Origin of the sequence: Denitraticella aggregata (assembly GCF_048158365.1) — a bacterium.
Lineage (GTDB): Bacteria > Pseudomonadota > Gammaproteobacteria > Burkholderiales > Rhodocyclaceae > Azoarcus_F.
Genome location: NZ_JBLLNL010000006.1, coordinates 18,738 through 42,624 on the forward strand (window position 1 = coordinate 18,738; position 23,887 = coordinate 42,624).

Sequence of the window (23,887 nt, forward strand, 5' to 3'; positions counted from 1 at the left end):
ATCGTTTCGGAGCATTTTGCAAGCCCGAGTCGAAACGGGGATATTGCCTTCTGGAAATCATCCAGTGCGGTCGCTTCGAGAGCGTCGAAGTGGCAAATATCGGAAACAAGAATGCCCGGGGAAGTGCAGGGGCGTCATCGGCGCAGTGCTGCACCTTCCAAGGGTCGGGACGATCAATTGAGGAGTTTCAAGACATGGCAAATAACGTGAAAGCTTTGGTCGCGGGTCTGACTGCGATTGCGGCACTGTCGGTCGCGGGCGCGGCCAGTGCAAACACGCTCGAACAGGTCAAGCAACGCGGAAGCGTGCTGTGCGGCGTGTCCGACGGCTTGCCGGGCTTCTCGGCGCCGGACGACCGGGCCAACTGGTCGGGCATCGACGCGGATACCTGTCGCGCCGTGGCAGCCGCCGTGTTCGGCGATCCGAACAAGGTCGAGTTCCGGTCGCTGACCGCACGCGAACGCTTCACCGCGGTGCAGTCGGGTGAGGTCGATATGCTGTCGCGCAATACCACCTGGACGGTGACGCGCGACGCGTCGCTGGGTCTGCATTTCTCCGGCGTGAACTACTACGATGGCCAGGGATTCATGGTGCGGGCTAGCCTCGGCATCGACGACCCTCGGGAACTCGACGGCGCGACCGTCTGCATCCAGTCCGGGACCACCACCGAACTGAATCTGGCCGACTTCTTCCGCGCCAACGGCATGAGCTACGACGCGCTGGTGTTCGACACCTCCGACCAGACGATTCAGGGTTTCGCGACCAACCGCTGCGACGTGCTGACCTCGGACATCTCACAACTCGCCGCACTGCGCAGCAAGCTCGAGGATCCGTCCAGCGCGGTGCTGCTCGAGGAACTGATCTCCAAAGAGCCGCTCGGACCGATCGTGCGTCAGGGTGACGACCAATGGTTCAACGTGGTGCGGTGGACGCTGTTCGCGCTGCTCAATGCCGAGGAATTCGGTGTGACCCAGGCCAACGTGGACGAGATGAAGAACTCCGACAATCCGGAGATCCAGCGTCTGCTCGGCGTGGGCAACAACAACTTCGGCCAGCATCTCGGCCTCGACGCGGACTGGGCCTACAGCATCGTCAAGGGCGTCGGCAACTACGGCGAGATGTTCGAGCGCAACGTCGGGCCGAACACCCCGCTCGGGCTGCCGCGCGGCATGAACAACCTCTGGAATCACGGCGGCATCATGTACGCGCCGCCGATTCGCTGATCGGAGCTTGCACACCTGGGGTCGGCCCGATCGGGTCGACCCTCCCCTGAACCCCGCTCGCGGGGTCCCCCTGTCAGGAAAGATTCACATGGCCGAAAAGCGCAGCGGATGGTCCGGGGTTCTTTCGCGCCTCTGGCACGACCCGACGATCCGTTCCCGGACCTTTCAGATCTTGACGGCGCTGGTCGTCGTCTATGTCTTCTGGGCCATCTTTCAGAACACGATCGCGAACATGGAACGCCGGGGAATCAGCACCGGTCTGGGCTTCCTGAGCTCGCCGGCCGGCTTCGGGATCGTCATGAGCCTGATCCCGTACGACGAAACCATGTCGTATGGCCGAACCTTTTTCGTCGGCCTGCTCAATACCTTGCTGGTGTCGTCGCTGGGCATCATCTTCGCGACGTTCCTGGGGTTCATCGTCGGCATCGGCCGCTTGTCCAGGAACTGGCTGATTTCTACACTTTCGGCGATCTTCGTCGACACCTTCCGCAACATCCCGCTGCTGCTGCAGATCTTCTTCTGGTACTTCGCGGTGCTGCGTGCGTTGCCGGGCCCGCGCGACAGCGTCGCGTTGTGGGATGTCTTCTTTCTGAACAATCGCGGCGCCTTCATGCCGGCACCGCTCCCGGAACCCGGCATGAACTTCGTCTGGTTCGCGCTGCTCGCAGCGATCGTCGGGGCGGTGGTGTTGTACCGCTGGGCCCACAAGCGCCAGGACGCGACCGGCCAGCTCTTTCCTGCGATCAGGGTCGGTCTCGCGATGGTGGTGCTGATCCCGGCGGTCGTGTTCCTCGCGCTGGGTTCGCCGATGTCTTGGGATGTACCGGAACTGAGGGGTTTCAACTTTCGTGGAGGCGTCGGCGTGATTCCGGAACTGGGCGCCTTGCTGCTCGCGCTGACGATCTACACCGCGGCCTTCATCGCTGAGATCGTGCGTTCGGGCATTCAGGCGGTCAGTCATGGACAGACCGAGGCAGCCTCGGCGCTGGGCCTCAGGCGCGGCACCACGCTGCGTCTGATCATCATTCCCCAGGCCATGCGCGTGATCGTGCCGCCTCTGACCAGCCAGTACCTGAACCTGACCAAGAACTCTTCGCTGGCGGTCGCGATCGGCTATCCGGACCTGGTGTCGGTGTTCATGGGCACGACGCTGAACCAGACCGGGCAGGCGGTCGAGATCGTCGCGATCACGATGCTGGTCTATCTCAGCATCAGTCTGGTCATCTCCTTCCTGATGAACTTCTACAACAAGGCCGTGGCCTTGAAGGAGCGTTGAGCCATGAGCGCGACAACGCAGACTCGGACCGTTTTGCCACCGAAGTCAAATGTCGGTGTTCTGGGCTGGATCAGGAAGAACCTGTTTCCGTCCTGGTACAGCGGCACGCTGACGGTCGTGCTCGCTTACTTCATCGTCACCAGCCTGATCACGATCATCGACTGGGGCATCCTGAAGGCGGATTTCGTCGGAGAATCGGCGGCGGATTGCTCTGGCGCCGGGGCGTGCTGGGTCTTCATCGGCACGAGGCTGGACTTCTTCATCTACGGGTTCTACCCGGAAGCCGAGTACTGGCGGGTCAACCTGCTCTACCTGATCTTCGGCCTGATCATCGTGCCGCAGTTCTTCGCCGCCGTGTCGAGCCGGATCAAGATGATTCTCGGTGTCTTCGGCGTCACCGTATTCCCGGTGCTCGCGTTCGTGATGATCTACGGCAGCGAAACCTTCGGTCTGCCCATCGTCGGCACCAGCAACTGGGGTGGGCTGACCCTGACGTTGATCCTGGCCTATGTCGGCATCGTCGCGGCGATTCCGATCGGCATTCTGCTCGCGCTGGGGCGGCGTTCGGACATGCCGCTGGTGCGTGCGCTGTGCGTGATCTTCATCGAGTTCTGGCGGGGTGTACCGCTGATCACGATCCTGTTCATGGCGTCGGTGATGCTGCCACTGTTCTTGCCGGACGGCGTGACCTTCGACCGGCTGTTGCGCGCGTTGATCGGCATCACGCTGTTCCAGTCCGCCTACATGGCGGAGGTGATTCGTGGAGGACTGCAGGCGATTCCGAAGGGGCAGTACGAGGCGGCGGAGGCGATGGGGCTGGGTTACTGGCGCAGCATGTTCCTGATCATCCTGCCGCAGGCGCTGAAGATCGTGATCCCGGGCATCGTCAATACGCTGATCTCGCTGTTCAAGGACACCACGCTGGTGTTGGTGGTCGGACTGTTCGACCTGCTCAGGACGGTCCAGGCAACGATCGTTGACCCCGCCTGGCGGAACGTGGCGATAGAAGGCTACATCTTCGTGGCCTTCATCTTCTGGGTGTTCTGCTACGGGATGTCGCGCTACAGCCAGATGCTCGAACGCAAGCTGCACACGGGACACAAACGGTGACGCGTGCACCGGACATGAATCAGGCAAGGAGCAACATCGACATGACCCAGGAAACCGCAGTTCAAGCCGAACGCTCGCATGTGGCCTCGATGGCGGCGAGCGGCGAATCGATCATCCAGGTGGTCGACATGCACAAGTGGTATGACGAGTTTCACGTGCTGAAAGGTCTGAACCTCGACGTCAGCAAGGGTGAGCGCATCGTCATCTGTGGGCCCTCGGGTTCGGGAAAGTCGACCTTCATCCGCTGCATCAACCGGCTGGAGGAGCACCAGCAGGGTCAGATCATCGTCGATGGCGTGGAACTGACCGATGACCTGCGCAACGTCGAAATCATCCGCCGCGAGGTCGGCATGGTGTTCCAGCACTTCAACCTGTTCCCGCATCTGACCGTACTCGAGAATTGCTGCCTGGCGCCGATCTGGGTGCGCAAGACGCCGCGCAGGGAGGCGGAGGAAGCCGCGATGAGCTATCTCGAACGGGTCAAGATCCCGGAGCAGGCCAAGAAATACCCGGGTCAGCTCTCGGGTGGTCAGCAGCAGCGCGTCGCGATTGCGCGCTCGCTGTGCATGAACCCCAAGATCATGCTGTTCGACGAGCCGACTTCCGCGCTCGATCCGGAAATGATCAAGGAAGTGCTGGACGTCATGATCGAGCTCGCGAGCAGCGGCATGACGATGCTGTGCGTGACGCACGAGATGGGTTTCGCGAAGACGGTGGCCGACCGCGTGATCTTCATGGATATGGGCGAGATCGTGGAGCAGGGCACGCCGGCCGAGTTTTTCAGCAATCCACGCGAGCCGCGTACGCAGCAGTTCCTGCAGCAGATCCTGAACCACTGAGCATCGAGTCGTATTCGACTCTGTCCAGGTGGGAGCGGCGCCAGCCGAGAAATGCCGTTCACGTTGCGGAGAGGCGTGTGTTCCGGGTGTCGGTATATTCGCGGCTGATGTCGCTGCTTCGGCAGGGATTATCCAGGGATCAGTTGCGCTGGTCCGGCAACACGATGTTCACCTCGAGTACCTCGTAGTTGTCCTGCTTTTCGAGCTGAACCTTGATGTCGTCCGGGTTCACCGACACGTATTTCGAGATGACCTCGATCAGCTCGCGTTGCAGCGCGGGCAGGAAGTCGGTGCCACGTGCGGCGCTGCCGTGTTCACGCGCGATGATGAGCTGGAGGCGTTCCTTGGCGACCGAGGCGGTCTTCTTCTTTTCCCCGAAAAGCAGAGAGAGCAGGGACATGTCACTTGCCTCCGAACAGGCGCTTCATCAGGCCGGGCTTCTCGTAGTTCACGAAACGCAGCGGGCGCTCCTCGCCCAGGAAGCGGGCAACCACGTCACCATAGGCTTCGGACACGTCGGTGCCTTTCAGATGAATCGCCGGCGTACCCTGGTTGGATGCGTGAAGCACCGACTCGGACTCCGGGATCACGCCGATCAGCGGAACGCGCAGCAGCTCCTGGACGTCCTTGTAGGACAGCATCTCGCCCTCTTCCACGCGCTTGGGTGAATAACGGGTGAGCAGCAGGTGTTCCTTGACCGCTTCGCGACCCTCGGCCGCACGGCGTGACTTGGATTGCAGGATGCCGAGGATGCGATCCGAATCACGAACCGACGAGACCTCCGGGTTGGTCGTCACGATCGCCTCGTCGGCAAAGGTCAGCGCCATCACCGCGCCACGCTCGATGCCGGCGGGCGAGTCGCACACGATGTAGTCGAAACCCATGTGTTCGAGCTCTTTTATGACCTTCTCGACCCCTTCCTCGGTCAGGGCGTCCTTGTCCCGTGTCTGGGAGGCGGGCAGCACGAACAGGTTTTCGCAGTTCTTGTCCTTGATCAGGGCCTGGTTGAGCCGGGCCTCGCCATTGATCACATTGACGAAGTCGTAGACCACACGGCGTTCGCAGCCCATGATCAGGTCGAGGTTGCGCAGGCCGACGTCGAAGTCGATGACCGCAGTCTTGAAGCCGCGCAGCGCGAGACCGGACGAGAAGGCGGCGCTGGTGGTGGTCTTGCCGACGCCACCTTTTCCGGAAGTTACTACGACGACTCGAGTCACGTTTGATCCCTTTCTGATGAGTGTCCTGCGCTCAGTCGAGCGTCAGGGGTTCAATGCCAAGCGTGTGCTGATCCTGTTCGCCGACCAGCCTCACCGTTGCCGGCTTGCCCGCGATCGCTGCCGCGATGCCCTGTTCGAAGGTCTTGTAGACGCCGGCGATCGACACGATCTCGGGGCCGAAGTTGGTCGTGATGATTCTGGCGCGGGTGTTGCCCTGCGCGCCGGCGAGTGCCCGCCCGCGCAGCGGCCCGTAGCAGTGGATGCTGCCGTCGGCGATCACTTCGGCGCCGTTGCTCATGCCGGCCATCAGCACCAGATCGCCGCCACGCGCATAGACCTGCTGTCCGGATCGGACCGGACGGTCGACGATCAAGGTGTCGCACGCCGCCTCGGCCATGGACGCGGGTTCGACGGCGGGTCGTTCGACCTCGACGGATGCCGGGGCACTGCCGGTCGCGCCGGGCTGAGGCTCGCGCAATTCTGCGGCATCGAGCAGCGCAAAGCCGGCCTGGCGGGCACTCGCGGCCAGTTCGGCCGGAAGCTTGCGCACGCCGATCGGCTGCAGGCGGAACCGCCGGAACAGGCTCAACAGACCGGGCCAGTCGATCTGGTCCGGCGTCTGCGCGAGCTCGCCGAAATCGAGGATGGTCGCTTCCCCGTTGAAGAAATCAGGCATGCCGCCGAGCATCTTGTGCAGCGCGTCGGCGACCAGATTGGGGCGTGTTTCGCGCAGAACCGCGACGGTCGTGCCGATTGATGCATTCCTGAATTCGACCGGACGAGCGAGCTGGGATGCGGACATGAACAGAATCGGCCTTTAAAGAGCTGAAGTCTACTGAGGGCGGGGGATTCGGGCAAGGCCGAAAGCAGGCCGAAAGCCGGTGCTCAGTGCAGGGTCGGCGGCGCCGACGGCGGCAGATCTTCCGGATCGCCGGAAAAGACATCGTCGACGTCTTCGGCAGCGAAGCGATAATCGTGGTTCGACAGGTCGTCACGGATCACGATCTCGCCGTGTTCGGCGAGCATGCGACGCACCTCCGGCTCACCCAGGCTTCTGAGCATGCCTATCACTTTTGCTTCGTCGCGCGGCCAGTCATGCACGACCGGGCGGGCGTCGAACAGGCGGACGTTCTCTTCGGCGAACAGGCGACCCAGCAACTCGGCCGGTCCCAACGACAGCAGTTCCTGATACTTCACGGTGTCGGCGAGCTGGCTGACTCGTGACCATCCGTCGATGTCGCGCGCATCGGCACCGGGCATCTTCTGCAGAAACAGTGCGGCGGCGGCGTCGTGGTTGCAGGCGAGCCACAGACCGGCCGGTTGCTGCTCCGACTGTGTCAGATAATGCTCGAAGGTGCTCGCGATGCTGTCGCCGGCCAGCGGAACGATGCTGGTGTAGGGCTCGCGCATCGAAGGGGCGTCCAGCGAAAGCTGCAGGCGTCCGTCCCCTATCAGTTCGCCGAGGCCGCCGAGTCCGGCCGTGTCCGCGTCCATACGGGCCATCGCGCGCATGTTCAGCGACTCGCTGCAATCGACGACGAGCAGGCCGATCGGACCATGCCCCTGGATCTGAATGGTCAGGCGACCGGGCTGTTTCAGATTGCCGGCGATGACCGCCGCCACCGCACTCATCTCGCCCAGAACGTTCGCGACTTCGACCGGATAGTGTCGGTCGGCCTGAAGCTGTGTCCAGACTTCGCCGAGGAGCACGATGGAACCCCGGATGTCCAGATCCTCGAGCAGAAAGCGCTGAATGTAGCTCGAACGGTCGCTCACGACAGAACTCCCGAACCCAGCGCGCTTGCGAACCGTTCCGGATCGAATCCGACCAGCAGTTCGCCGGAGGAGGTCTCGACGACCGGGCGCCGGATCACGCTGGTATGTGCAGCCATCAGTCGCATCGCGTCGGCGGCGTTTCGGATGGCCTGTTGCGAAGCATCCAGCTTGCGCCAGGTCGTGCCGCGTGTATTGACCAGGGCCTGCCATCCGGCCCTGTCGCACCAGCGGGCCAGCGTCGCGGCATCGATGCCGGATTTGCGATAGTCATGGAAACTGAATTCGACATCGTGCCGTTCCAGCCAGTCGAATGCCTTCTTCATCGTGTTGCAGTTCCTGGTGCCGTAGATGCTCACGCTCATGGCGTCTGTCCTGCGTGGTGCTGTGATCGAAACCGATGTCCTGGGGCACGGCCGGTGCGGGGAGGGCGCGCACTCATTTGCGCCGCAGCGCCTTCGCCAGCGCATCGGCCATCGCGCCGGCGGGTGCCGTCGTGGCGCCCGAATGTCCGTTCTTGCGCGGCTGCGGTGGGCGGCGCGCACCCGCGTCTGGCCGCTTTGCCGGACGGTCGGCTGCGATGGCCTTCTTGGGCGGTGCGGCTCCCCGCGGCGGCGTTTCGGCCAGGCGCATGGTCAGCGCGATCCGCCTGCGCTCCACGTCCACTTCAAGCACCCTGACCTTCACGATATCACCGGCCTTGACCACCGCATGGGGGTCCTTCACGAAACGGTCGGCCAGCGCGGAAACGTGCACCAACCCGTCCTGATGCACACCGATATCGACGAAGGCCCCGAAGTTCGTGACATTGGTGACCACACCCTCGAGCAGCATGCCCGCCGACAAGTCTTTCAGCGTCTCGATCCCTTCCTTGAAGTTTGCGGTGCGAAATTCGGGACGGGGGTCGCGGCCCGGCTTCTCGAGTTCGGCCAGGATGTCGCGCACCGTGGGCAGTCCGAAGTGGTCGTCGATGAACTCGGTCGGTGACAACGACTTCAGCAGGGTCGCATCGCCCATCAGGTCGCGCACATTCCTGCGCACGCGGTCCAGGATGCGCTCGACGACCGGGTAGGCCTCAGGGTGAACCGCGGACGCGTCAAGCGGATTGTCGCCGTCGGGCACGCGCAGAAAGCCGGCCGCCTGTTCGAAGGTCTTGGGTCCGAGCCGGGGCACCTTCTTCAGCGTATCCCGGCTGCGGAACGGCCCGTTCATGTCACGATATTCGACCACGTTGGCGGCCAGCGTGGCATTCAGTCCGGAGATGCGGGCGAGCAGGGGCGCCGATGCGGTATTCACATCCACGCCGACTGCGTTGACGCAGTCCTCGACCACCGCATCCAGGCTTCGGGCGAGCCGGTTCTGATTCAGGTCGTGCTGGTACTGGCCAACGCCGATCGACTTGGGGTCGATCTTGACCAGTTCGGCCAGCGGATCCTGCAGGCGGCGCGCGATCGACACCGCGCCACGCAGCGACACGTCGACCGTCGGAAACTCGCGTGCCGCAAGTTCCGATGCGGAATACACTGAGGCCCCTGCCTCGGAGACCATGACCTTGGTCAGCCTCAGCTCGGGGTGGCGCGCGATCAGATCGGCGACCAGCCTGTCCGTGTCGCGCGACGCGGTCCCGTTGCCGATCGCGACGAGTTCCACACCATGCTTGCTTGCGAGCGCGGCCAGTCCGGCGATCGACGAATCGTAGTGGCGGCGGGGTTCGAACGGATAAATCGTCTCGGTATCGAGCAGCTTGCCGGTGTGATCAACGACCGCGACCTTCACCCCGGTGCGGATGCCTGGATCCAGGCCCATCGTCGTGCGGCTGCCGGCGGGCGCGGCCAACAGCAGATCCTTCAGATTGCGCGCGAACACGCGGATCGCCTCTGCCTCCGCGCGCTCGCGCAGTCGCCCCATCAGGTCGAGTTCCAGGTGCACCGAGATCTTCACGTTCCAGGCCCAGCGGGCGGTCTCGAGCAGCCATGCATCGCCCGGCCGGCCCCGATCGGCGATACCGAAGCGTGCTGCAATGCGCGACTCGCACGGGTGGGGCGCGTCCGGATCAGGCCGTGCGACGTCCAGCGACAGTCGCAGCACGCCCTCGTTGCGACCCCGCAGCAGCGCGAGCGCCCGGTGTGACGGCATCGTCGCGACCGGCTCGCGGAAGTCGAACCAGTCCCTGAATTTGGCGCCTTCCTGTTCCTTGCCCACGATCACGGTCGAATGGACTTCGCCGTTGTCGAAAAGGTAATCGCGCAGTTGGCCGACCAGCTCGGCGTCTTCCGAGAACGATTCCATCAGGATCTGGCGTGCCCCGTCCAGCACGCTCCGGACGTCCCCGAAGCCCGCGTCTTCGTTGAGGTAATCCTGCGCGACTCGCTCCGGCTCCAGCCCCGGGTCGCCGAGCAGGGCCTCGGCCAGCGGGCCGAGGCCGGCCTCGCGCGCGATCTGGGCCTTGGTGCGACGCTTGGGTTTGTACGGCAGATAGAGGTCCTCGACGCGTTGCTTGGTCTCGGCGGCCTCGAGGTCGGCCCGCAGGCCGGGCGACAGTTTTCCCTGCTCGTCGATCGATGCAAGGACGGCGGCACGTCGGTCCTCGAGCTCGCGCAGGTAGCCGAGTCGCTCCTCGAGCATGCGCAGCTGCGTGTCGTCCAGGCCACCGGTGGCTTCCTTGCGGTAGCGCGCGACGAAGGGCACGGTGGCGCCATCGTCCAGCAGTTGGACCGCGGCGAAAACCTGGGCGGAGCGAACGCCGAGTTCGTCGGCGATGCGTTGTTCTATGGATGGCAGCATCGGTATCGGTTCGATTCGAGCGCCCGCCGATCATGGCGGACAGGTTGAACGGAGAGGGCGCAACCGCCCGCGGTGCAGGTCGCGTCGTGGGTCATGCGTGTGCTGCCCGTCCCGGTGGCGTACCCGGGCCCAGGAAGCTGTCGGACTTGAGCGATTGTCACGAGCCGAGTGGGAAGCGAGGGCCGATCTGGTCGATTTTGAGGCGCATAGTGGTTCTATGCAACGAAAAATCGGGCAGATATGGACCGCTTCTGCCGCCGGCGCAGTAGATCAGCCTCAAGTCCGACAGCCTCCTAGATGGCGACCAGCGACTGGCGCCCGACCCACGCGTCGCCGGCATCGAGCGCGACGCGCCGGCGCGCCGCGGCCGCCTCGACGCACAGCATGTTGCGAAAACCGAGGGTCGGCAGATCGGCGATATTCGCACAATTCTGTTGCCATGGATTCCACACGACGACATCCGGGAATCCCTCCGCGTCTATCCCCAGGCTGCGGTTGCCGTCGCGCAACAGCAGCGGGCGCGCGACGTCGTGATACACGCGGTTGACCTCGCGATCGACGATCAGTACGTCACCCGTTTCGCGCTTGATCCGGTCCGCATCGGTCGCGTCCCGAAATTCGTGGCCATGCAGACCCTCGAGGCGGGCATTCTCCACCTCGCGGACCCTGATATAGGTGTGCAGCGCCGCGGTGAACGCGAAGGGCGCATGACCGGTGTTCTCGATCTCCAGTTCCACGTCGAGGCGCGCGCCGTCTACGACCACGGTCAGTTCCGCATCGAACATCATCGGCCATAGCGCCCGGGTTTGATCGTCGTCGGTCAGACCGAGGACCAGCATCGCAAAACCGTCGTCGGTGCGGCGCTGACGAACGGTCCAGTTCATCGTGCGGACCAGGCCGTGCTTGGGGAGCTTGCCGAGCCCGGAAAACTGCGGGAAACACACCGGCACGCCTCCACGAATCGCGGTTCTGCCGTCGAAGACGGCTTTCTCGCTCAGATAGAGGCGTTCCTCACCACCGGCGGGTTGCCAGGACAGCACCTGGGCCCCCAGCGACGTGATCACCGCGCGCGCGCCGTTCGCGCTGGTCAGCGCGTACGCGGGCAGGCCGAGAAATTCGATTTCCTGGATTGTGGCTCTCATGCTCGTCGGTCGAACTCGAAAATACGGGCGGCCCCGAGCGGGGCCGCCATGGCGTTCCGGACAGACCGGAACACAGTCCGGATGATACGTCAGTCCAGCAGCGACAGCACGCCGACCTTGACCGTGCTGTCTTCCGGGTCGTTGCTGAGCGTGAAGCCGAGACCCTGGACGAAACGCAGCATGCGTTCGTTGTTGGCGAGAAAGACGCCGTTCATGTAGGCGAGACCCCGGTTCCGGGCCGTCTCGATCAGGATGCCCATTAGTTTGCGGGCGAGCCCGCGATGTTGCCAGTCGTCGGCGACCACGATCGCGAATTCGCACGACTCTCCGTCCGGATTGACCGCATAGCGGCACACACCGAGTTCGACTTCCTTACCGTCCTCGACGATGGTCGCGAGGAAGGCCATCTCGCGGTCGTAATCGATCTGGGTCAACCGCGCGACCATGGCCGGCGGCAATTCGCGCAGCGTGTTCATGAACCGGTAGTACTTGGTCTCAGCTGACAGCCGGCGTACGAACTCGACTTCGAGTTCGGCATCCTCCGGCTTGATCGGACGGATCGTGACATCGATGCCGTCCGGCTGGGTCCATGTGTAGGTCAGATGCGAGGGATAGGGGTGGATCGCCATGTGATCATAGCGATCGGCCGATGGTGCGACGTTGTCCGCCACCAGCCGTGCGTCCACCGCGACCGCGCCGACCTCGTCGACGATCAGCGGATTGATCTCGAGCGAGTGAAGCCAGGGAAGCTCGCAGACCATCTCCGACACCCGCAGCAGCACGAACTCGAGCGCCTCTTCGTTGATTGCCGGCATGTTGCGGAACTCGCCGAGCAGCGCCGACACTGGCGAGGACTGAATCAGGTCGCGCACCAGAAAACGGTTCAGCGGCGGCAGCGCGATCGCGACGTCACTGTTGGAGACGACGCGGTTGCCGCCTTCGCCGAACGTGATGACTGGCCCGAACACCGGATCGCGCTTGACCCGAACCACGAGCTCGCGTCCGTGACGCTTGATGATCATCGGCTCGATCGCGACACCGTTGATCGCGGCATCCGGCTTGTTGCGGCGGACTTCGTCGAGGATCTCCTGATACGCGGTGCGCACCGCCGCGAGACTGCCGAGATTGAGGCGTACCCCGCCCGAGTCCGCCTTGTGGATGATGGACGGCGAGTCGATCTTCATGACCACCGGCAGGCCGATCTCCTCGGCCAAGACCATCGCCTCGGTGGCGGAGCGGGCGACCACTGTCTGCGCGATCGGAATCCGGAAGGCCGCCAGGCAGGCCTTGGACTCCATCTCGTTGAGCACCTTGCGCCGCTCCGCCAGCGCGGTTTCGATGACCAGCCGTGCGCTCTCGATGCTGGGTGGATTCAGATGCGACAAGGACGCGGGCGTCTGCATCAGCAATTTCTGATTGCGGTAGTAGGACGAGATCTGGCTGAACAGTTCGACCGCAGGTTCCGGCGTTCGGAAGGTCGGGATGCCCGCGGCACTGAAGAGCTTGCGCGCGTCCTGCACCAGATCCTCGCCCATCCAGCAGGTCAGCAGCGGCTTGTCGGCGGTCTTCTCGAGTTCGATGACGGCTTGTGCGACTTCGCTGGGGTGGGTCATCGCCTGAGGCGACAGCATCACCAGCACGCCGTCGACATTCGGACCTTCGAGCACCGCCTTGATTGCACTGCGATAGCGCTCGACATCCGCATCGCCGCCGATGTCGACCGGATTTGCGCGCGAGCAGTGGGGCGGAAGCGCCGCCTTGAGCTTCTCGGCCGTAACGTCCGCGAAGTTCGACAGCGGAATGCTCAGGTCGGCCGCCCGGTCCGCTGCCATCACGCCCGGTCCGCCGCCGTTGGTGATGATCGCCAGGCGATTGCCGCGAGGCCGGAAGTGCGTGAACAGTGCGTTGGCGGCGGCGAAGAGCTGGCCGAGATTGTACAGGCGGATTACGCCTGCCCGGCGCAGCGCGGCATCGAACACCGCGTCCTCCCCGCTGGCCAGCCCGGAGTGCGACAGGATCGCCTTCGAGGCCTCGGGATGGCGACCGACCTTGATCAGCATGACCGGTTTGACCCGGGCCGCGCCGCGCAAGGCACTCATGAAACGCCGCGCATCGCGCACGCCTTCGATATACAGGATGATGCTGTCGGTGCGCGGGTCCGAAATCATGAACTCGAGCACTTCGCCAAAATCGATGTCGCTGCTCGAACCCAGCGAGACCACCGTCGAAAAGCCGACGTTGTTGGGTTTGGCCCAGTCCAGAATCGCAGCGCACAGCGCGCCCGACTGGGAAATGAGCCCGATCGAACCCGCCAGCGCGCTCGCGTGCGCAAAGGTCGCGTTCAGACCGAGGCTGGGACGCATGATGCCCAGACAGTTCGGTCCGAGCATGCGGATTCGATGCCGCCGTGCGGCTTCGAGGACCTGGCGTTCGAGCGACGCGCCACGCGGACCCGTTTCGGAGAACCCTGCGGTGAGCAAGATGACGGCGCGCACGCCCGCCCGTCCGCAGGCATCGATGATGGACACGATCTTGTCCGCCCTGAGCGCGATCACGACCAGATCCAGCCGATGCGGGACGTCCTCGACCGATTTATGACAGGTAATGCCGAGCACGGTCTCGTGTTTCGGGTTGATCGCGAACAGTTTCCCCTTGAAGCCGCCATCGATGATGTTGCGCATCACGACGTAGCCGAGCGAGTTCTCTCGCTCGCTCGCACCGATGACGCCGACCGAGCGCGGCTGCAGGAGGGGGTTGAGGTAGTGCTTCTCTTTCATGATCTTGTCGTCCGGGATGGGGGCCGCGTGCGCCTGGTTTCACGCAGTTGCGGTGAGCGTACGAACGAGTGTACCGCAGTGCAGCATAAATGTTTGTGAAATACTCAGGGATCGAGCGTGAAGTAGAAGCGGGTACCTTCGCCCGGCGCGGATTCGGCCCAGATCTCGCCGCCATGACGTTGAATGATCCTTTGCACGTTGGCGAGACCGATCCCCGACCCCGGGTATTCGGACGGGTCATGCAGACGCTGGAAAGGGCGAAAGAGCTGCTCCGCGAAAGCCATGTCGAAGCCGACGCCATTGTCCGAGACGATGAAGATGCGTCGCTCATCCCCATCCAGATCGGCATGAAAACCGATGGCCGCGACCGCGCATTGCGACGTGAACTTCCACGCGTTTCGGAGCAGGTTCTCCAGCACCACATACATCAGCGTGCGGTCGGCAGTGACGGTCAGGTCCCGGGTGATCTCGACCTCGGCAGCCCGGTCGGGGTCCTCGCGCTTCAGGTCGTCCGCGATCTGCGCCGCCAGGTCGGACAGGTTGACCGTCTCCCTGCGCAGCGTGTGGCGGGACAGGCGCGCGAGTTCAATCAGGCTGTCGATAAGATAGGCCATGCGTCCGGCCGCCTGCCGTATGCGTTCCAGGTGGGTTCGGGAGGCCGGGTCGAGCCGATCGCCGAGTTCCTCCTCGAGAATTCGCGCAAATCCGTCGATCGACCGCAGCGGCGCGCGCAGGTCGTGCGAGACGGAATACGAAAAGGCTTCGAGTTCCCGGTTCGAGGTCTCGAGTTCGGCGGTACGCAGCCTGACCCGCGCCTCGAGATCATGGTTGATGTTCCGGAGTGTGAGTTCGGCGACCTTGCGCGATGTGATGTCGTCCAGTGTGCCCAAGAGGCCGATCGGTCGGGACGATGGCTCCGGACCCGGAATGGGCCTCGCGGTGGCCTGAATCCAGCGGATCTCGCCCTGGCGGGAGGTCAGACGCACGGGTGTTGCGAATCCTTCCCGCTTGCCGGCCATCACCTCGCGGATCAGGGCCTCGGTCTGCTGCCGGTCGTCCGGATGCAGATAAGCGAGCAGGCTCTGGCCGGTCGAGGTGCCGACCCGGTGTCCGGTCAGGCGCTCCCAGGTCTGGTTGAGAAAGGTGAAACGAAGCGCGTCGTCCGTCCTGAACACGACTTCGCCGATCAGATCGAGCATTTCCCGGTAGCGGGCCTCACACGCGCGCAGTGCCTCTTCGGCTGGAGTTGGCATCGGATCGATCCTGTCGGGCGAAGTTTGATGTTCAGCCGATCGAGCTCGGGTCGGCAGAGTCGTTGTTAGAGTCTTGTACCACTTTAGTCGTTTTCTCGTTAGTGATCGCGTCCGTAATGGAGATTCGACCCAGGCACGGGCGAACGGGGCGGTATGCCCGTCGCGTGGGTGCGGTATGGATACGCTGACGGTCACGGTGGTAGCATGAAACAGTTACGAAAAACAAGGATGCGAATCGCGATGAAGAGGGCATCGGACGCGAGTGTTCGATCTACGGCATCGACGAGTATCTCGAGATGAAGTCGATCTGCCTGGATGGAGTCGATCGGTGACGCCAGCGGCGTCCGCTCATGCCGAGCTCGGCGAACCGTCACGCTGGGTGACCCGTTTCGCGCCGCTGATCTGCGCATCCGGCACGGTCCTCGATTACGCCTGCGGCGGCGGGCGGCATGCGCGCTTTCTGGCCGCAGCCGGCCGCAAGGTCGTGGCGGTGGACCGGGATGCGGGCGCGCTGGCCGGGTTGAACGGCATCGACCGGGTCAGACCCCTCGAACTGGATCTGGAAGGTGAGGACTGGCCCCTGGCCGGCCTGCGCGTCGATGCAATAGTGGTCACCAACTACCTCCATCGGCCCCGCTTCTCGCAGTTGCTCGACCTGCTGGAGGAGGGCGGCGTGCTGATCTACGAGACCTTCATGCGCGGCAACGAGCGTTTCGGGCGTCCGCGCAGCCCGGAATTCCTGCTCGAGCCTGGCGAACTGCTCGAGCGTGTGGGCAAGGCTTTCAGCATCGTCGCGTTCGAACAGGGCGAGATCGGTGATCCGCCGACGGCGGTCGTGCAGCGCGTCTGCGCGGTTAAGGGTCGGCACAGGACGGTTCGCCTGCCGTAACCCCCGGAGAAGCCTCGGCCTGCGCGCGGGTTCAACGCACCCGCGATGTGGCGCGTGTCAATTGAGCAGCGAGTGCGCGCGAGTTTCGTCCAGGATGCGATCGGCCAGTTCGGCGATGCCGGCGTCGCTGAGGTCGGCCGTGTCGAAGGTCAGCGCGTCGTCGATCTGACGGAAGTTGCGATTCTGCGAACGACGATAAAGCGGATCGTAGTGCAGGTCGATGAACTCGGCATAGAGTTCCCGCACCGCATGGGTGCGGGCCAGCGTCTTCCAGCGACTGATCGTGTCGCAACTTTGAAGATTTCGCAGGTGATCGATGCGTCGAACCAGTTCTTCGTCGTCGTCGGCAAGATACGCATAGTCACGCACCAGAAAGTCCAGGCGCGCGTGCCGCTCGGCCTGAATCACGATGCAGGGCGCGTCGCGCATGCGCATGATCAGCGCTTCGGGCAGCTGAATCCGTCCGATCTTGCGGCTCTCGGCCTCGACGAAGACCGGCCTGTCCGGATCCATCGTGCAGAGCTGGTCGTGCAGTTGGGTCTCGAACCACTTCTGCGAGGGCTGCGGCCGGTCGGGCAGCGCGCCGAGCACCGACCCCTTGTGCGCGGCGAGTTCCTCCAGGTCCAGCGTCTGCGCACCGCGTTCGGCGAGCGCGTCGAGCACGCGGGTCTTGGCGCTGCCGGTCGGACCGCAGACCACCCTGAAGCTGAACCTGGCGGGCAGTGTGTCGAGTTCGCCAATCACCTTGCGTCGGAAGGCCTTGTAGCCGCCCTCGAGCTGACAGGCATCCCATCCGATCATGCGCAGCCAGGTCACGAACGCCCCGCTGCGCTGTCCGCCGCGCCAGCAATAGATCAACGGGCGCCAATCCTTGGGCTTGTCCTGAAACAGGTCGTGCAGGTGGCGTGCTATGTTCTCGGCCACCATGGCGGCGCCGACGCGGCGCGCCTCGAAGGCCGAGCGCTGCTTGAAAATGGTGCCGACGATGGCGCGCTGCTCGTTGTCCAGTACCGGGCAGTTCAGCGAACCCGGGATGCGATCTTCGGCGAATTCGGCCGGACTGCGCGCGTCGATGATCTCGTCAAATTCCTGAAGCTGTGCTACGGTCTCCAAGCCTTTTTTCATGTTCTACCCGACTCTCCCGACCAGGGCACGGCCCTGCGCACTCGATGAACGAAATCAAACTCACGCAATTCTCCCACGGCGGCGGCTGTGGCTGCAAAATCGCGCCGGCGATCCTGGCCCGGATGCTCGACGGAATGCCGGCCGGCATCGTCCCACCGGAATTGCTGGTCGGCACCGAGCATGCAGACGATGCCGCAGTCTACCGGCTCAACGACAGTCAGGCCATCGTCGCCACGACGGACTTCTTCACGCCCATCGTGGACGACCCGTTCGACTTCGGCCGGATCGCCGCGACCAACGCATTGTCGGACGTCTATGCGATGGGCGGGCGGCCGATCATGGCGCTGGCGGTGGTCGGGATGCCGTTGGACAAGCTGCCGCACGAAGTCATCGCCCGGATCCTGGAGGGTGGCGCCTCGGTGTGTCGCGCGGCCGGCATCCCGATCGCGGGTGGGCATTCGATCGACGTGCTCGAACCGATCTACGGGCTGGTCGGGCTCGGCATCGTGCGTCCGGACCAGGTCAAGACCAACGCAGGCGCGCGCGCCGGCGATGTGCTGATCCTGACGAAGCCGCTCGGCATCGGCATCCTGTCGGCCGGACTGAAGAAGGGTCTGCTGTCCCTGCATGACTATGACGAGATGATCCGGTGGACCACGATGCTGAACCGCGTCGGTGTGCGGTTGGCCGGCATGGACGCGGTGCATGCGGTGACCGATGTCACCGGCTTCGGCCTCGCGGGCCATCTGATGGAGATCTGCCGCGCGTCCGGGCTCGGCGCCGATCTGTGCTTCGACGACCTGCCTGTGGTCGATGCCGCGCTGCGGCTGGCGCGCGAAGGGGTCGTGACCGGCGCGTCGGCACGCAACTGGAGCAGCTACGGTGACCGGGTGCGTCTTGCGCCGGTTCTGCCGGAATGGACGGCATCGATGCTGACCGACCCCCAGACCAGCGGCGGCCTGTTGATCGCGTGCGATGCGGATGCGGTGGGTGAAGTCCTGGCCGCCACCGAGGAGGTGCAGGGCCAGCGCGGATGGGTCATCGGCACGATGGCCGCGGGCGAGTCGAGCGTTCGTGTCAGTTGAGCAGCATGGGTTCGAGGTGCGACCAGACGGTCTCCAGAATAAGGTACTGCGCCTCGGCATTGGGGTGAATACCGTCCGGCAGGAACATCTCGGGCCGGTCGGCGAAACCCTCGAGCAGGAACGGGATCAGTCCGACCTTGTTCGCTTGCGCGACCTCTCGGAAGGTCTGCTCGAACCGGCGCGTGTAGGCCGGTCCGTAATTCGGCGGCATCTGCATGCCGATCAGCAGCACTTCGGCCCCCGCGGCGCGCGCGCTGCGGATCATATGGGTCAGGTTGTCTGCCAGCAACTGGGGTCGGAGTCCGCGCAGACCGTCGTTCGCACCGAGCGCCAGGATCAGAAGGTCGGGCCGGTGCTGCTCGAGCGCGGCCGGCAGTCGGGAGCGTCCGCCGGCCGATGTTTCTCCACTGACGCTTGCATTGATGACCCGATGCGGGAACCCTTGCTCGCCGAGCCGCGTCTGCAACAGGGTGGGCCAGGCCTCGTCCTGTCGCAGCTGATAACCGGCCGACAGGCTGTCACCCCATACGAGTAACGTCCCGGAATGGGCGATACCCTGGAAGATGACCACTATAAAGAAGATCACGATGGATCGCAGCAACATCGAATTCTCGGCTCCGGTAATGGAAGTGAAGGGCCTGTCCAAGCAGGTGCAGGTCGGCGGGGCACAGGGTTCATTGACCATTTTGCACGACGTTTCGTTCAGCGTCGGCAAGGGCGAGTCGGTTGCTATCGTCGGCGCCTCGGGTTCGGGCAAGTCCACGGTGCTGGGATTGCTGGCGGGGCTGGATGTTCCCAGTGCGGGGTCGGTGTCCATTCGCGGCGTCGAGCTGTTCGCGCTGGACGAAGATGAGCGCGCGGCACTGCGTGGCGACGCGATCGGCTTCGTGTTCCAGTCCTTCCAGTTGCTGCCTGCGCTGACCGCGCTCGAGAACGTGATGCTGCCGCTGGAACTCGCGGGAGCGGATGACGCGCGCAAGGTGGCGAGCCAGTGGCTGGAGCGGGTCGGCCTCGCTGGCCGGCTGCAGCACTATCCCAAGCATCTGTCGGGCGGGGAGCAGCAGCGCGTGGCCCTGGCCCGTGCGTTTGCGCCATCGCCGCAGATCCTGCTTGCCGACGAGCCGACCGGAAACCTGGATGCCGCGACCGGTGCTGCGATCATCGACCTGATCTTCTCGCTCAACCGTGAATCGGGTACGACCCTGATCCTCGTGACCCATGACGAGGCGCTGGCCGCCCGCTGCCATCGCGTGCTGCGGATGCAGTCTGGCAGACTCGAAGAGCAGCCCGTCACGGCGCAGGAGGCGAGATCGATTTGATGGCGAAATGGCTGGCCGAACACAACCGATGACGCACCTGGGTTCTCATCGTCGCGGCGTCGTGCGTTGCAGCACACTGGCTGCGACCGCCACGCCTGAGCGGACCGCCGACTCCAGCGTCGCCGGATAGGGCGAGTCGAGGTAGTCGCCGCACAGCCAAAGCCCGGGCACCGGGGTGCGCTCGGAGGGTCGGTTCAGGCCAGGATGACAGGCAAAGGTCGCGCGCTTTTCGGTGATCGTCATCGTCCATTCCGGCGGTGGCAGCCGGCGCTGAAGTTCCCGTTCGAGTTGTCTGTGGATCGCGATCTCGAGATCGTCGCGATCGAGTGCTTCGTGCGGCCCGTGAGCGCTGATCACGCACGCGAACAGGCCGGGCTCGCCGCCGAGCTGGCCTCGGTCGAAGACCCACTGGGCCGGTCCGTCATGTACCGCGATCATCGGATGGGGCAGGCGTTGCGTGCCGTCGAGGCCCAGATAGACGGTGGTGATCGGCTCGTGCGCGAGCACGTCGATCTGCGCGATCAATCGGTCGCAGCGGCCGGTGCTGCGCAGCAGCGCGCCGGCATGGTAGGGCGCGGTGGCCACGACCACCTGATCGAAGACCTGTCGGGTCGGATGGTCGCAGCTCAGTCTGAACCCCTGGTCCACGGTCTCGATCGCTTCGACCCGGGTGCCGCTGCGGATCTTGCCGCGCCTGACCGCCAGGTAGCGCGCGGCCTGCACCGGAAACAGTTCGCTCAGATCGACCCGCGGGATCAGCAACTCGCTGGCATCGGCGCCCGCCGCCAGGCTGTCGCGCAGCACGTTCGCGAACACGGCGGCCGAGGCCTGCGCCACCGGCGTATTCAGCGCGGCGATGCACAGAGGTTCCCACACCAGTCGCCTGAGCGCCTCGGTCTGTCCGGTTTCGTGCAGCAGCGTCTGCACGGTCTGCTGCGGGTCGACCCGGAAAGCGCGTCGCTTCAGGTGACGCATCAGGCGCAGCATCGCGAGCCGGTCGGTCCAGTCCAGTCCGCGCGCACGCAACAGGCCCACGGCCAGATGCAGCGGGGCCGGCAGGCGGGCGGCCTGCAGGTGTAGACGACCGGGGGCATGCAGCAGCAGCGGACTGCGCTCGAATACCTTCGGCGATACACCGGTCAGCCGCAGCAGGCGGGCCAGTTCGGTGTAGGCGCCGATCAGGATGTGCTGGCCATTGTCCAGCCGCCGGCCGTCCTTGGTCACCACGCGGGCGCGCCCGCCCAGCACGTGTGAGCGGTCGAACACATTGACCTGTACGCCGTTGGCCGCCAGCTCGACGGCGCAGGCCAGACCTGCGTAGCCCGCTCCGATGACGGCGACCGACTGCATCCGCGTCGTCACTGCCGCTCAACCGCGCAGCCAGGTGGTGCCGGCGATCCACACCTTGCGCAAGGGCGTCAGCGACGTACGCCGGTCGAGCACCTGAAAACCGTCGCGCTCGATTTCGTCGAGCAATGTCCGGTAGATCGCGGCCATGATCAGCCCGGGGCGCTGGTTCCTGCGGTCGCTCGCTGGCAGATGCTCGAAGGCCTGCGCATATAAGGACTTCGCCCGCTCCGCCTGAAACTGCATCAGCGCACGGAAACCGTCGCTGTGGCGCGCTTCGAGGATGTCCCTGGCCGGAACCTCGAAACGCTGCAACTCGTCTATCGGCAGGTAGATCCGTCCCCGGCGCGCGTCCTCGCCGACATCCCGGATGATGTTGGTGAGCTGGAACGCGAGGCCGAGATCGTGCGCATATTTGAGGGTCTGCCGGTCGCTGTAGCCGAAGATTTCGGCCGCAAGCAGGCCGACCACGCTCGCGACCCGGTAACAATAGAGCTGCAGGCCCTTGAAATCCAGATAGCGGGTCTGGTTGAGATCCATCTCCATGCCATCGATGATCTCGTGCAATTGCTCGGGCGGCAGGCTGAAGCGGGTACCGACGTCCTTCAGGGCCAGGCCCACAGGATGGGTCGGTGTGCCGGCGAAGACCTGATCGATCTCGTTGCGCCACCACGCGAGCTTGGCTTGTGCGAGCGACACGTCGTGACATTCGTCGACGACGTCGTCGACCTCGCGACAGAACGCATAGAGCGCGGTGATCGCCTGGCGGCGCTCGGGCGGCAGGAACACAAAGCTGTAGTAGAAACTCGATCCGCTCTTCGCGGCCTTGTCCTGGCAGTAGTCGTGCGGATTCATGTCGGGGTGCCGATGGTTGCCGCTGAGCGGATGGTTGCGCGGAAGACGAGCGTACGCCACACCAGGCGGAACCAGTCTGTACGTCCGAGCGTCGGGCGCCGTCGGAACACGTCGTAATCGACTGCCTCGATCCGCTCCAGGATGCGCAGGCCACCGCACACGATGAGCCGCAACTCCAGCCCGATCCGGCCCGGCAGCAGCGTCGCGAGCGGCGCGCCCGACCGCATCATCTCACGGGCGCGCGCGACTTCGAAGCGCATCAGCGCCCGCCAGCGTTCGTCGCAGCGTCCGGCGGCAATGTCGTCCTCGCTGACGCCGAAATGTACGAGATCCTCCGCCGGCAGATAGACGCGGTCCTTGTCCCAGTCAACTGCCACGTCCTGCCAGAAATTGATCAACTGCAGGCTGGTGCAGATCGCATCCGAGTGCGCCAGCGCGTCCGCGTCGCTGCGGCCGTAAAGATGCAGCAACAGCCGCCCGACCGGATTCGCGGAGCGCCGACAGTAATCGCGCAACTCGTCGAAACTCGCATAGCGCGTCTTGACCACGTCCTGCCCGAACGCATCGAGCAGATCCCGCATCGGCTGCAAGGGCAGGGCGAAGCGCCGCACGTTGTCCGCAAGCCGAAAGAAGATCGGCGCCAGCTGCGACGATACCACCGGCCGCCCGTCCGCTATCGCATCGAGCTCCGCCCGGTACGCGTCCAGCTCGGCCAGCCGCTGCGCCGTACATGCGTCCCCCTCGTCGGCAATGTCGTCCGCGCTACGCGCGAACGCATAGATCGCCTCGACCGGCTCGCGCAGGCGAGACGGCAGCAAAAAGGAGGCGACTGGGAAGTTTTCGTAGTGGTCGACCGGCATCGGGGTGGCGAGAGGCTTGGCGCACGGGAGTATAGCGAATCCGTGAGGCAGGGTTTGCGACGGTATCGCATTCAGCGCGATACGGTAACGAGCGCCGGACGGGTATAAGCCTTGGCCCTTCGTCCGTCAATCCGGCGCGGTTGCTTCAACGCGCAAAGTGCCGCACGAAGTTCGCAAGAATCCGGCCGGACAGCTCGGTCGAGACCGGGGCGCAGCGCGCAATCAGGGCTTCGGCCTCGTCGGGATGGAAATAGCCCCTGGCCTTGTAGATCCGAATGCGCAGCGCAAAACTGTCGCCATCCGCCTCTGGGTGGAACTGGGTCGCATAGATCCGATCCCCGTAGCGCAGCATCTGGATGGGGCAGTTCGCCCCCTCGAGCAGATGCGAGGCGCCTTGCGGCAAGGCATCCAGCGCTTCCTTGTGACCCACCAGGGCAGTGAAGCTGTCGGGGAGCCCGTCCAGCAGCGGGTCGTCGACGCTTTCGGGCCGGCGCGTGCAGATGATCGGGCCGACGGGTTCGCTATACAGCGACTTTGATACGGGCGCGCCCAGATGCCGGCCAAGGATTCCAATCCCATAGCAGCACCCGAGAAACGGCATGCCCTGAGCGACGATGCGCGGCATCAGTGCAAGAATTTGCGCCTCGATGCGGGCCTCGATCGGGTCTTTCGTCCCGGGCGGGTCGCTCACGCAACCTGGCCCACCTCCGACGATCACCCCGGAATAGGCTGACAGGTCCAGATCCTGCGGCAGGCTGCCCTGATCCAGCCGGATCCGGGTGACATCCTGCATCGCAAGTCTCGCCCGGCGCAGGATAGAGCCAAACTCTTCGTCGGCGACCTTGGTTTCAGGGCGCAGCTGCAGGATCAGAAATGGTTTCATCGGGCGTTCGGGTCCGGTTCGCCGATGCACGGTTCGGCCCCCGGTGTGATCTTTAGTCGGGTGATTTTACGCCTGTCGCAATGGGGGCAGCTGTGCGATCATCGGGCACCATTTCCAGTCCGACCGGTCT

The 23,887-nt window shown here is 64.4% G+C and carries 22 protein-coding genes; 7 read left to right on the top strand and 15 right to left on the bottom strand.

All coding sequences use genetic code 11. The features are described 5' to 3' along the window. Nucleotides 1-194 precede the first annotated feature (194 nt). From ACKVEX_RS08905 to ACKVEX_RS08920, 4 genes are all read left to right on the top strand, one after another. Nucleotides 195-1,223, top strand: a complete 1,029-nt coding sequence (locus ACKVEX_RS08905; protein ID WP_473215363.1) for an amino acid ABC transporter substrate-binding protein — start codon at nt 195-197, stop codon at nt 1,221-1,223. Between the two features lie 88 nt (nt 1,224-1,311). Further along, a complete protein-coding gene (locus ACKVEX_RS08910; RefSeq protein WP_473215364.1) occupies nt 1,312-2,499 on the top strand; it encodes an amino acid ABC transporter permease in 1,188 nt (395 codons plus the stop codon). A 3-nt stretch (nt 2,500-2,502) separates the two neighbouring features. After that, the gene (locus ACKVEX_RS08915; RefSeq protein WP_473215365.1) at nt 2,503-3,609 is read left to right on the top strand and encodes an amino acid ABC transporter permease; all 1,107 of its coding nucleotides are present in this window, start codon (nt 2,503-2,505) and stop codon (nt 3,607-3,609) included. Nucleotides 3,610-3,719: 110 nt separating this feature from the next. Further along, on the top strand, nt 3,720-4,448 hold the full coding sequence (locus ACKVEX_RS08920; protein WP_473215548.1) for an amino acid ABC transporter ATP-binding protein: 729 nt from the start codon (nt 3,720-3,722) through the stop codon (nt 4,446-4,448). Between the two features lie 139 nt (nt 4,449-4,587). Here ACKVEX_RS08920 and minE read toward each other — a convergent pair whose 3' ends face one another. The 9 genes from minE to ACKVEX_RS08965 all read right to left on the bottom strand — a co-directional run bounded on the left by minE (nt 4,588) and on the right by ACKVEX_RS08965 (nt 15,394). After that, a complete protein-coding gene (minE, locus tag ACKVEX_RS08925) occupies nt 4,588-4,848 on the bottom strand; it encodes a cell division topological specificity factor MinE (RefSeq protein WP_473215366.1) in 261 nt (86 codons plus the stop codon). A 1-nt stretch (nt 4,849) separates the two neighbouring features. Further along, a complete protein-coding gene (gene minD / locus ACKVEX_RS08930; protein WP_473215367.1) occupies nt 4,850-5,665 on the bottom strand; it encodes a septum site-determining protein MinD in 816 nt (271 codons plus the stop codon). 31 nt (nt 5,666-5,696) lie between these two features. Further along, complete coding sequence (gene minC / locus ACKVEX_RS08935) at nt 5,697-6,467, bottom strand: septum site-determining protein MinC (RefSeq protein WP_473215368.1); 771 nt, start codon at nt 6,465-6,467, stop codon at nt 5,697-5,699. An 83-nt stretch (nt 6,468-6,550) separates the two neighbouring features. Further along, on the bottom strand, nt 6,551-7,441 hold the full coding sequence (hslO, locus tag ACKVEX_RS08940; protein ID WP_473215369.1) for an Hsp33 family molecular chaperone HslO: 891 nt from the start codon (nt 7,439-7,441) through the stop codon (nt 6,551-6,553). Further along, entirely contained in the window at nt 7,438-7,803 is a 366-nt protein-coding gene (locus tag ACKVEX_RS08945; RefSeq protein WP_473215370.1) for an ArsC family reductase, read from the bottom strand. Before ACKVEX_RS08945 ends, hslO begins: the two co-directional genes overlap by 4 nt. A 73-nt stretch (nt 7,804-7,876) precedes the next feature. Beyond that, nucleotides 7,877-10,222 (bottom strand): Tex family protein, encoded by a 2,346-nt coding sequence (locus tag ACKVEX_RS08950; protein WP_473215371.1) that lies wholly within the window; start codon nt 10,220-10,222, stop codon nt 7,877-7,879. 293 nt (nt 10,223-10,515) lie between these two features. Next, entirely contained in the window at nt 10,516-11,364 is an 849-nt protein-coding gene (locus ACKVEX_RS08955) for a D-hexose-6-phosphate mutarotase (protein WP_473215372.1), read from the bottom strand. An 89-nt stretch (nt 11,365-11,453) separates the two neighbouring features. Continuing rightward, nucleotides 11,454-14,141, bottom strand: a complete 2,688-nt coding sequence (locus tag ACKVEX_RS08960; protein ID WP_473215373.1) for a bifunctional acetate--CoA ligase family protein/GNAT family N-acetyltransferase — start codon at nt 14,139-14,141, stop codon at nt 11,454-11,456. 104 nt (nt 14,142-14,245) lie between these two features. Further along, nucleotides 14,246-15,394, bottom strand: coding sequence for a sensor histidine kinase (locus ACKVEX_RS08965; RefSeq protein ID WP_473215374.1), 1,149 nt, complete (start codon nt 15,392-15,394; stop codon nt 14,246-14,248). Nucleotides 15,395-15,722: 328 nt separating this feature from the next. Here ACKVEX_RS08965 and ACKVEX_RS08970 point away from each other — a divergent pair, with 328 nt between their 5' ends. Continuing rightward, nucleotides 15,723-16,283, top strand: a complete 561-nt coding sequence (locus ACKVEX_RS08970; protein WP_473215375.1) for a class I SAM-dependent methyltransferase — start codon at nt 15,723-15,725, stop codon at nt 16,281-16,283. A gap of 57 nt (nt 16,284-16,340) precedes the next feature. Here ACKVEX_RS08970 and mnmH read toward each other — a convergent pair whose 3' ends face one another. Beyond that, nucleotides 16,341-17,408: a tRNA 2-selenouridine(34) synthase MnmH gene (mnmH, locus tag ACKVEX_RS08975; protein ID WP_473215376.1), complete on the bottom strand. Its 1,068-nt coding sequence runs from the start codon at nt 17,406-17,408 to the stop codon at nt 16,341-16,343. A 44-nt stretch (nt 17,409-17,452) separates the two neighbouring features. Here mnmH and selD point away from each other — a divergent pair, with 44 nt between their 5' ends. Then, nucleotides 17,453-18,493, top strand: coding sequence for a selenide, water dikinase SelD (selD, locus tag ACKVEX_RS08980; protein ID WP_473215377.1), 1,041 nt, complete (start codon nt 17,453-17,455; stop codon nt 18,491-18,493). On the opposite strand, the gene ACKVEX_RS08985 is transcribed toward selD, so the two are convergent. After that, nucleotides 18,486-19,097 carry an arylesterase gene (locus ACKVEX_RS08985; RefSeq protein WP_473215378.1) on the bottom strand — a complete coding sequence of 204 codons (612 nt, stop codon included), beginning with the start codon at nt 19,095-19,097 and terminating at the stop codon, nt 18,486-18,488. The two genes, selD and ACKVEX_RS08985, sit on opposite strands and share 8 nt — an antisense overlap. Between ACKVEX_RS08985 and ACKVEX_RS08990 the strand changes: the two genes are divergently transcribed. Then, the gene (locus tag ACKVEX_RS08990) at nt 19,081-19,812 is read left to right on the top strand and encodes an ABC transporter ATP-binding protein (RefSeq protein WP_473215379.1); all 732 of its coding nucleotides are present in this window, start codon (nt 19,081-19,083) and stop codon (nt 19,810-19,812) included. The two genes, ACKVEX_RS08985 and ACKVEX_RS08990, sit on opposite strands and share 17 nt — an antisense overlap. A 45-nt stretch (nt 19,813-19,857) precedes the next feature. Here the strand turns inward: ACKVEX_RS08990 and hpnE are convergent, their stop codons facing one another. From hpnE to ACKVEX_RS09010, 4 genes are all read right to left on the bottom strand, one after another. Next, on the bottom strand, nt 19,858-21,162 hold the full coding sequence (hpnE, locus tag ACKVEX_RS08995) for a hydroxysqualene dehydroxylase HpnE (protein ID WP_473215380.1): 1,305 nt from the start codon (nt 21,160-21,162) through the stop codon (nt 19,858-19,860). A gap of 18 nt (nt 21,163-21,180) precedes the next feature. After that, nucleotides 21,181-22,014: a presqualene diphosphate synthase HpnD gene (gene hpnD / locus ACKVEX_RS09000; protein WP_473215381.1), complete on the bottom strand. Its 834-nt coding sequence runs from the start codon at nt 22,012-22,014 to the stop codon at nt 21,181-21,183. After that, nucleotides 22,011-22,874, bottom strand: a complete 864-nt coding sequence (hpnC, locus tag ACKVEX_RS09005) for a squalene synthase HpnC (RefSeq protein ID WP_473215382.1) — start codon at nt 22,872-22,874, stop codon at nt 22,011-22,013. Before hpnC ends, hpnD begins: the two co-directional genes overlap by 4 nt. Nucleotides 22,875-23,019: 145 nt before the next feature. Further along, entirely contained in the window at nt 23,020-23,757 is a 738-nt protein-coding gene (locus ACKVEX_RS09010) for a glutamine amidotransferase (RefSeq protein WP_473215383.1), read from the bottom strand. Between the last annotated feature and the right edge of the window lie 130 nt (nt 23,758-23,887).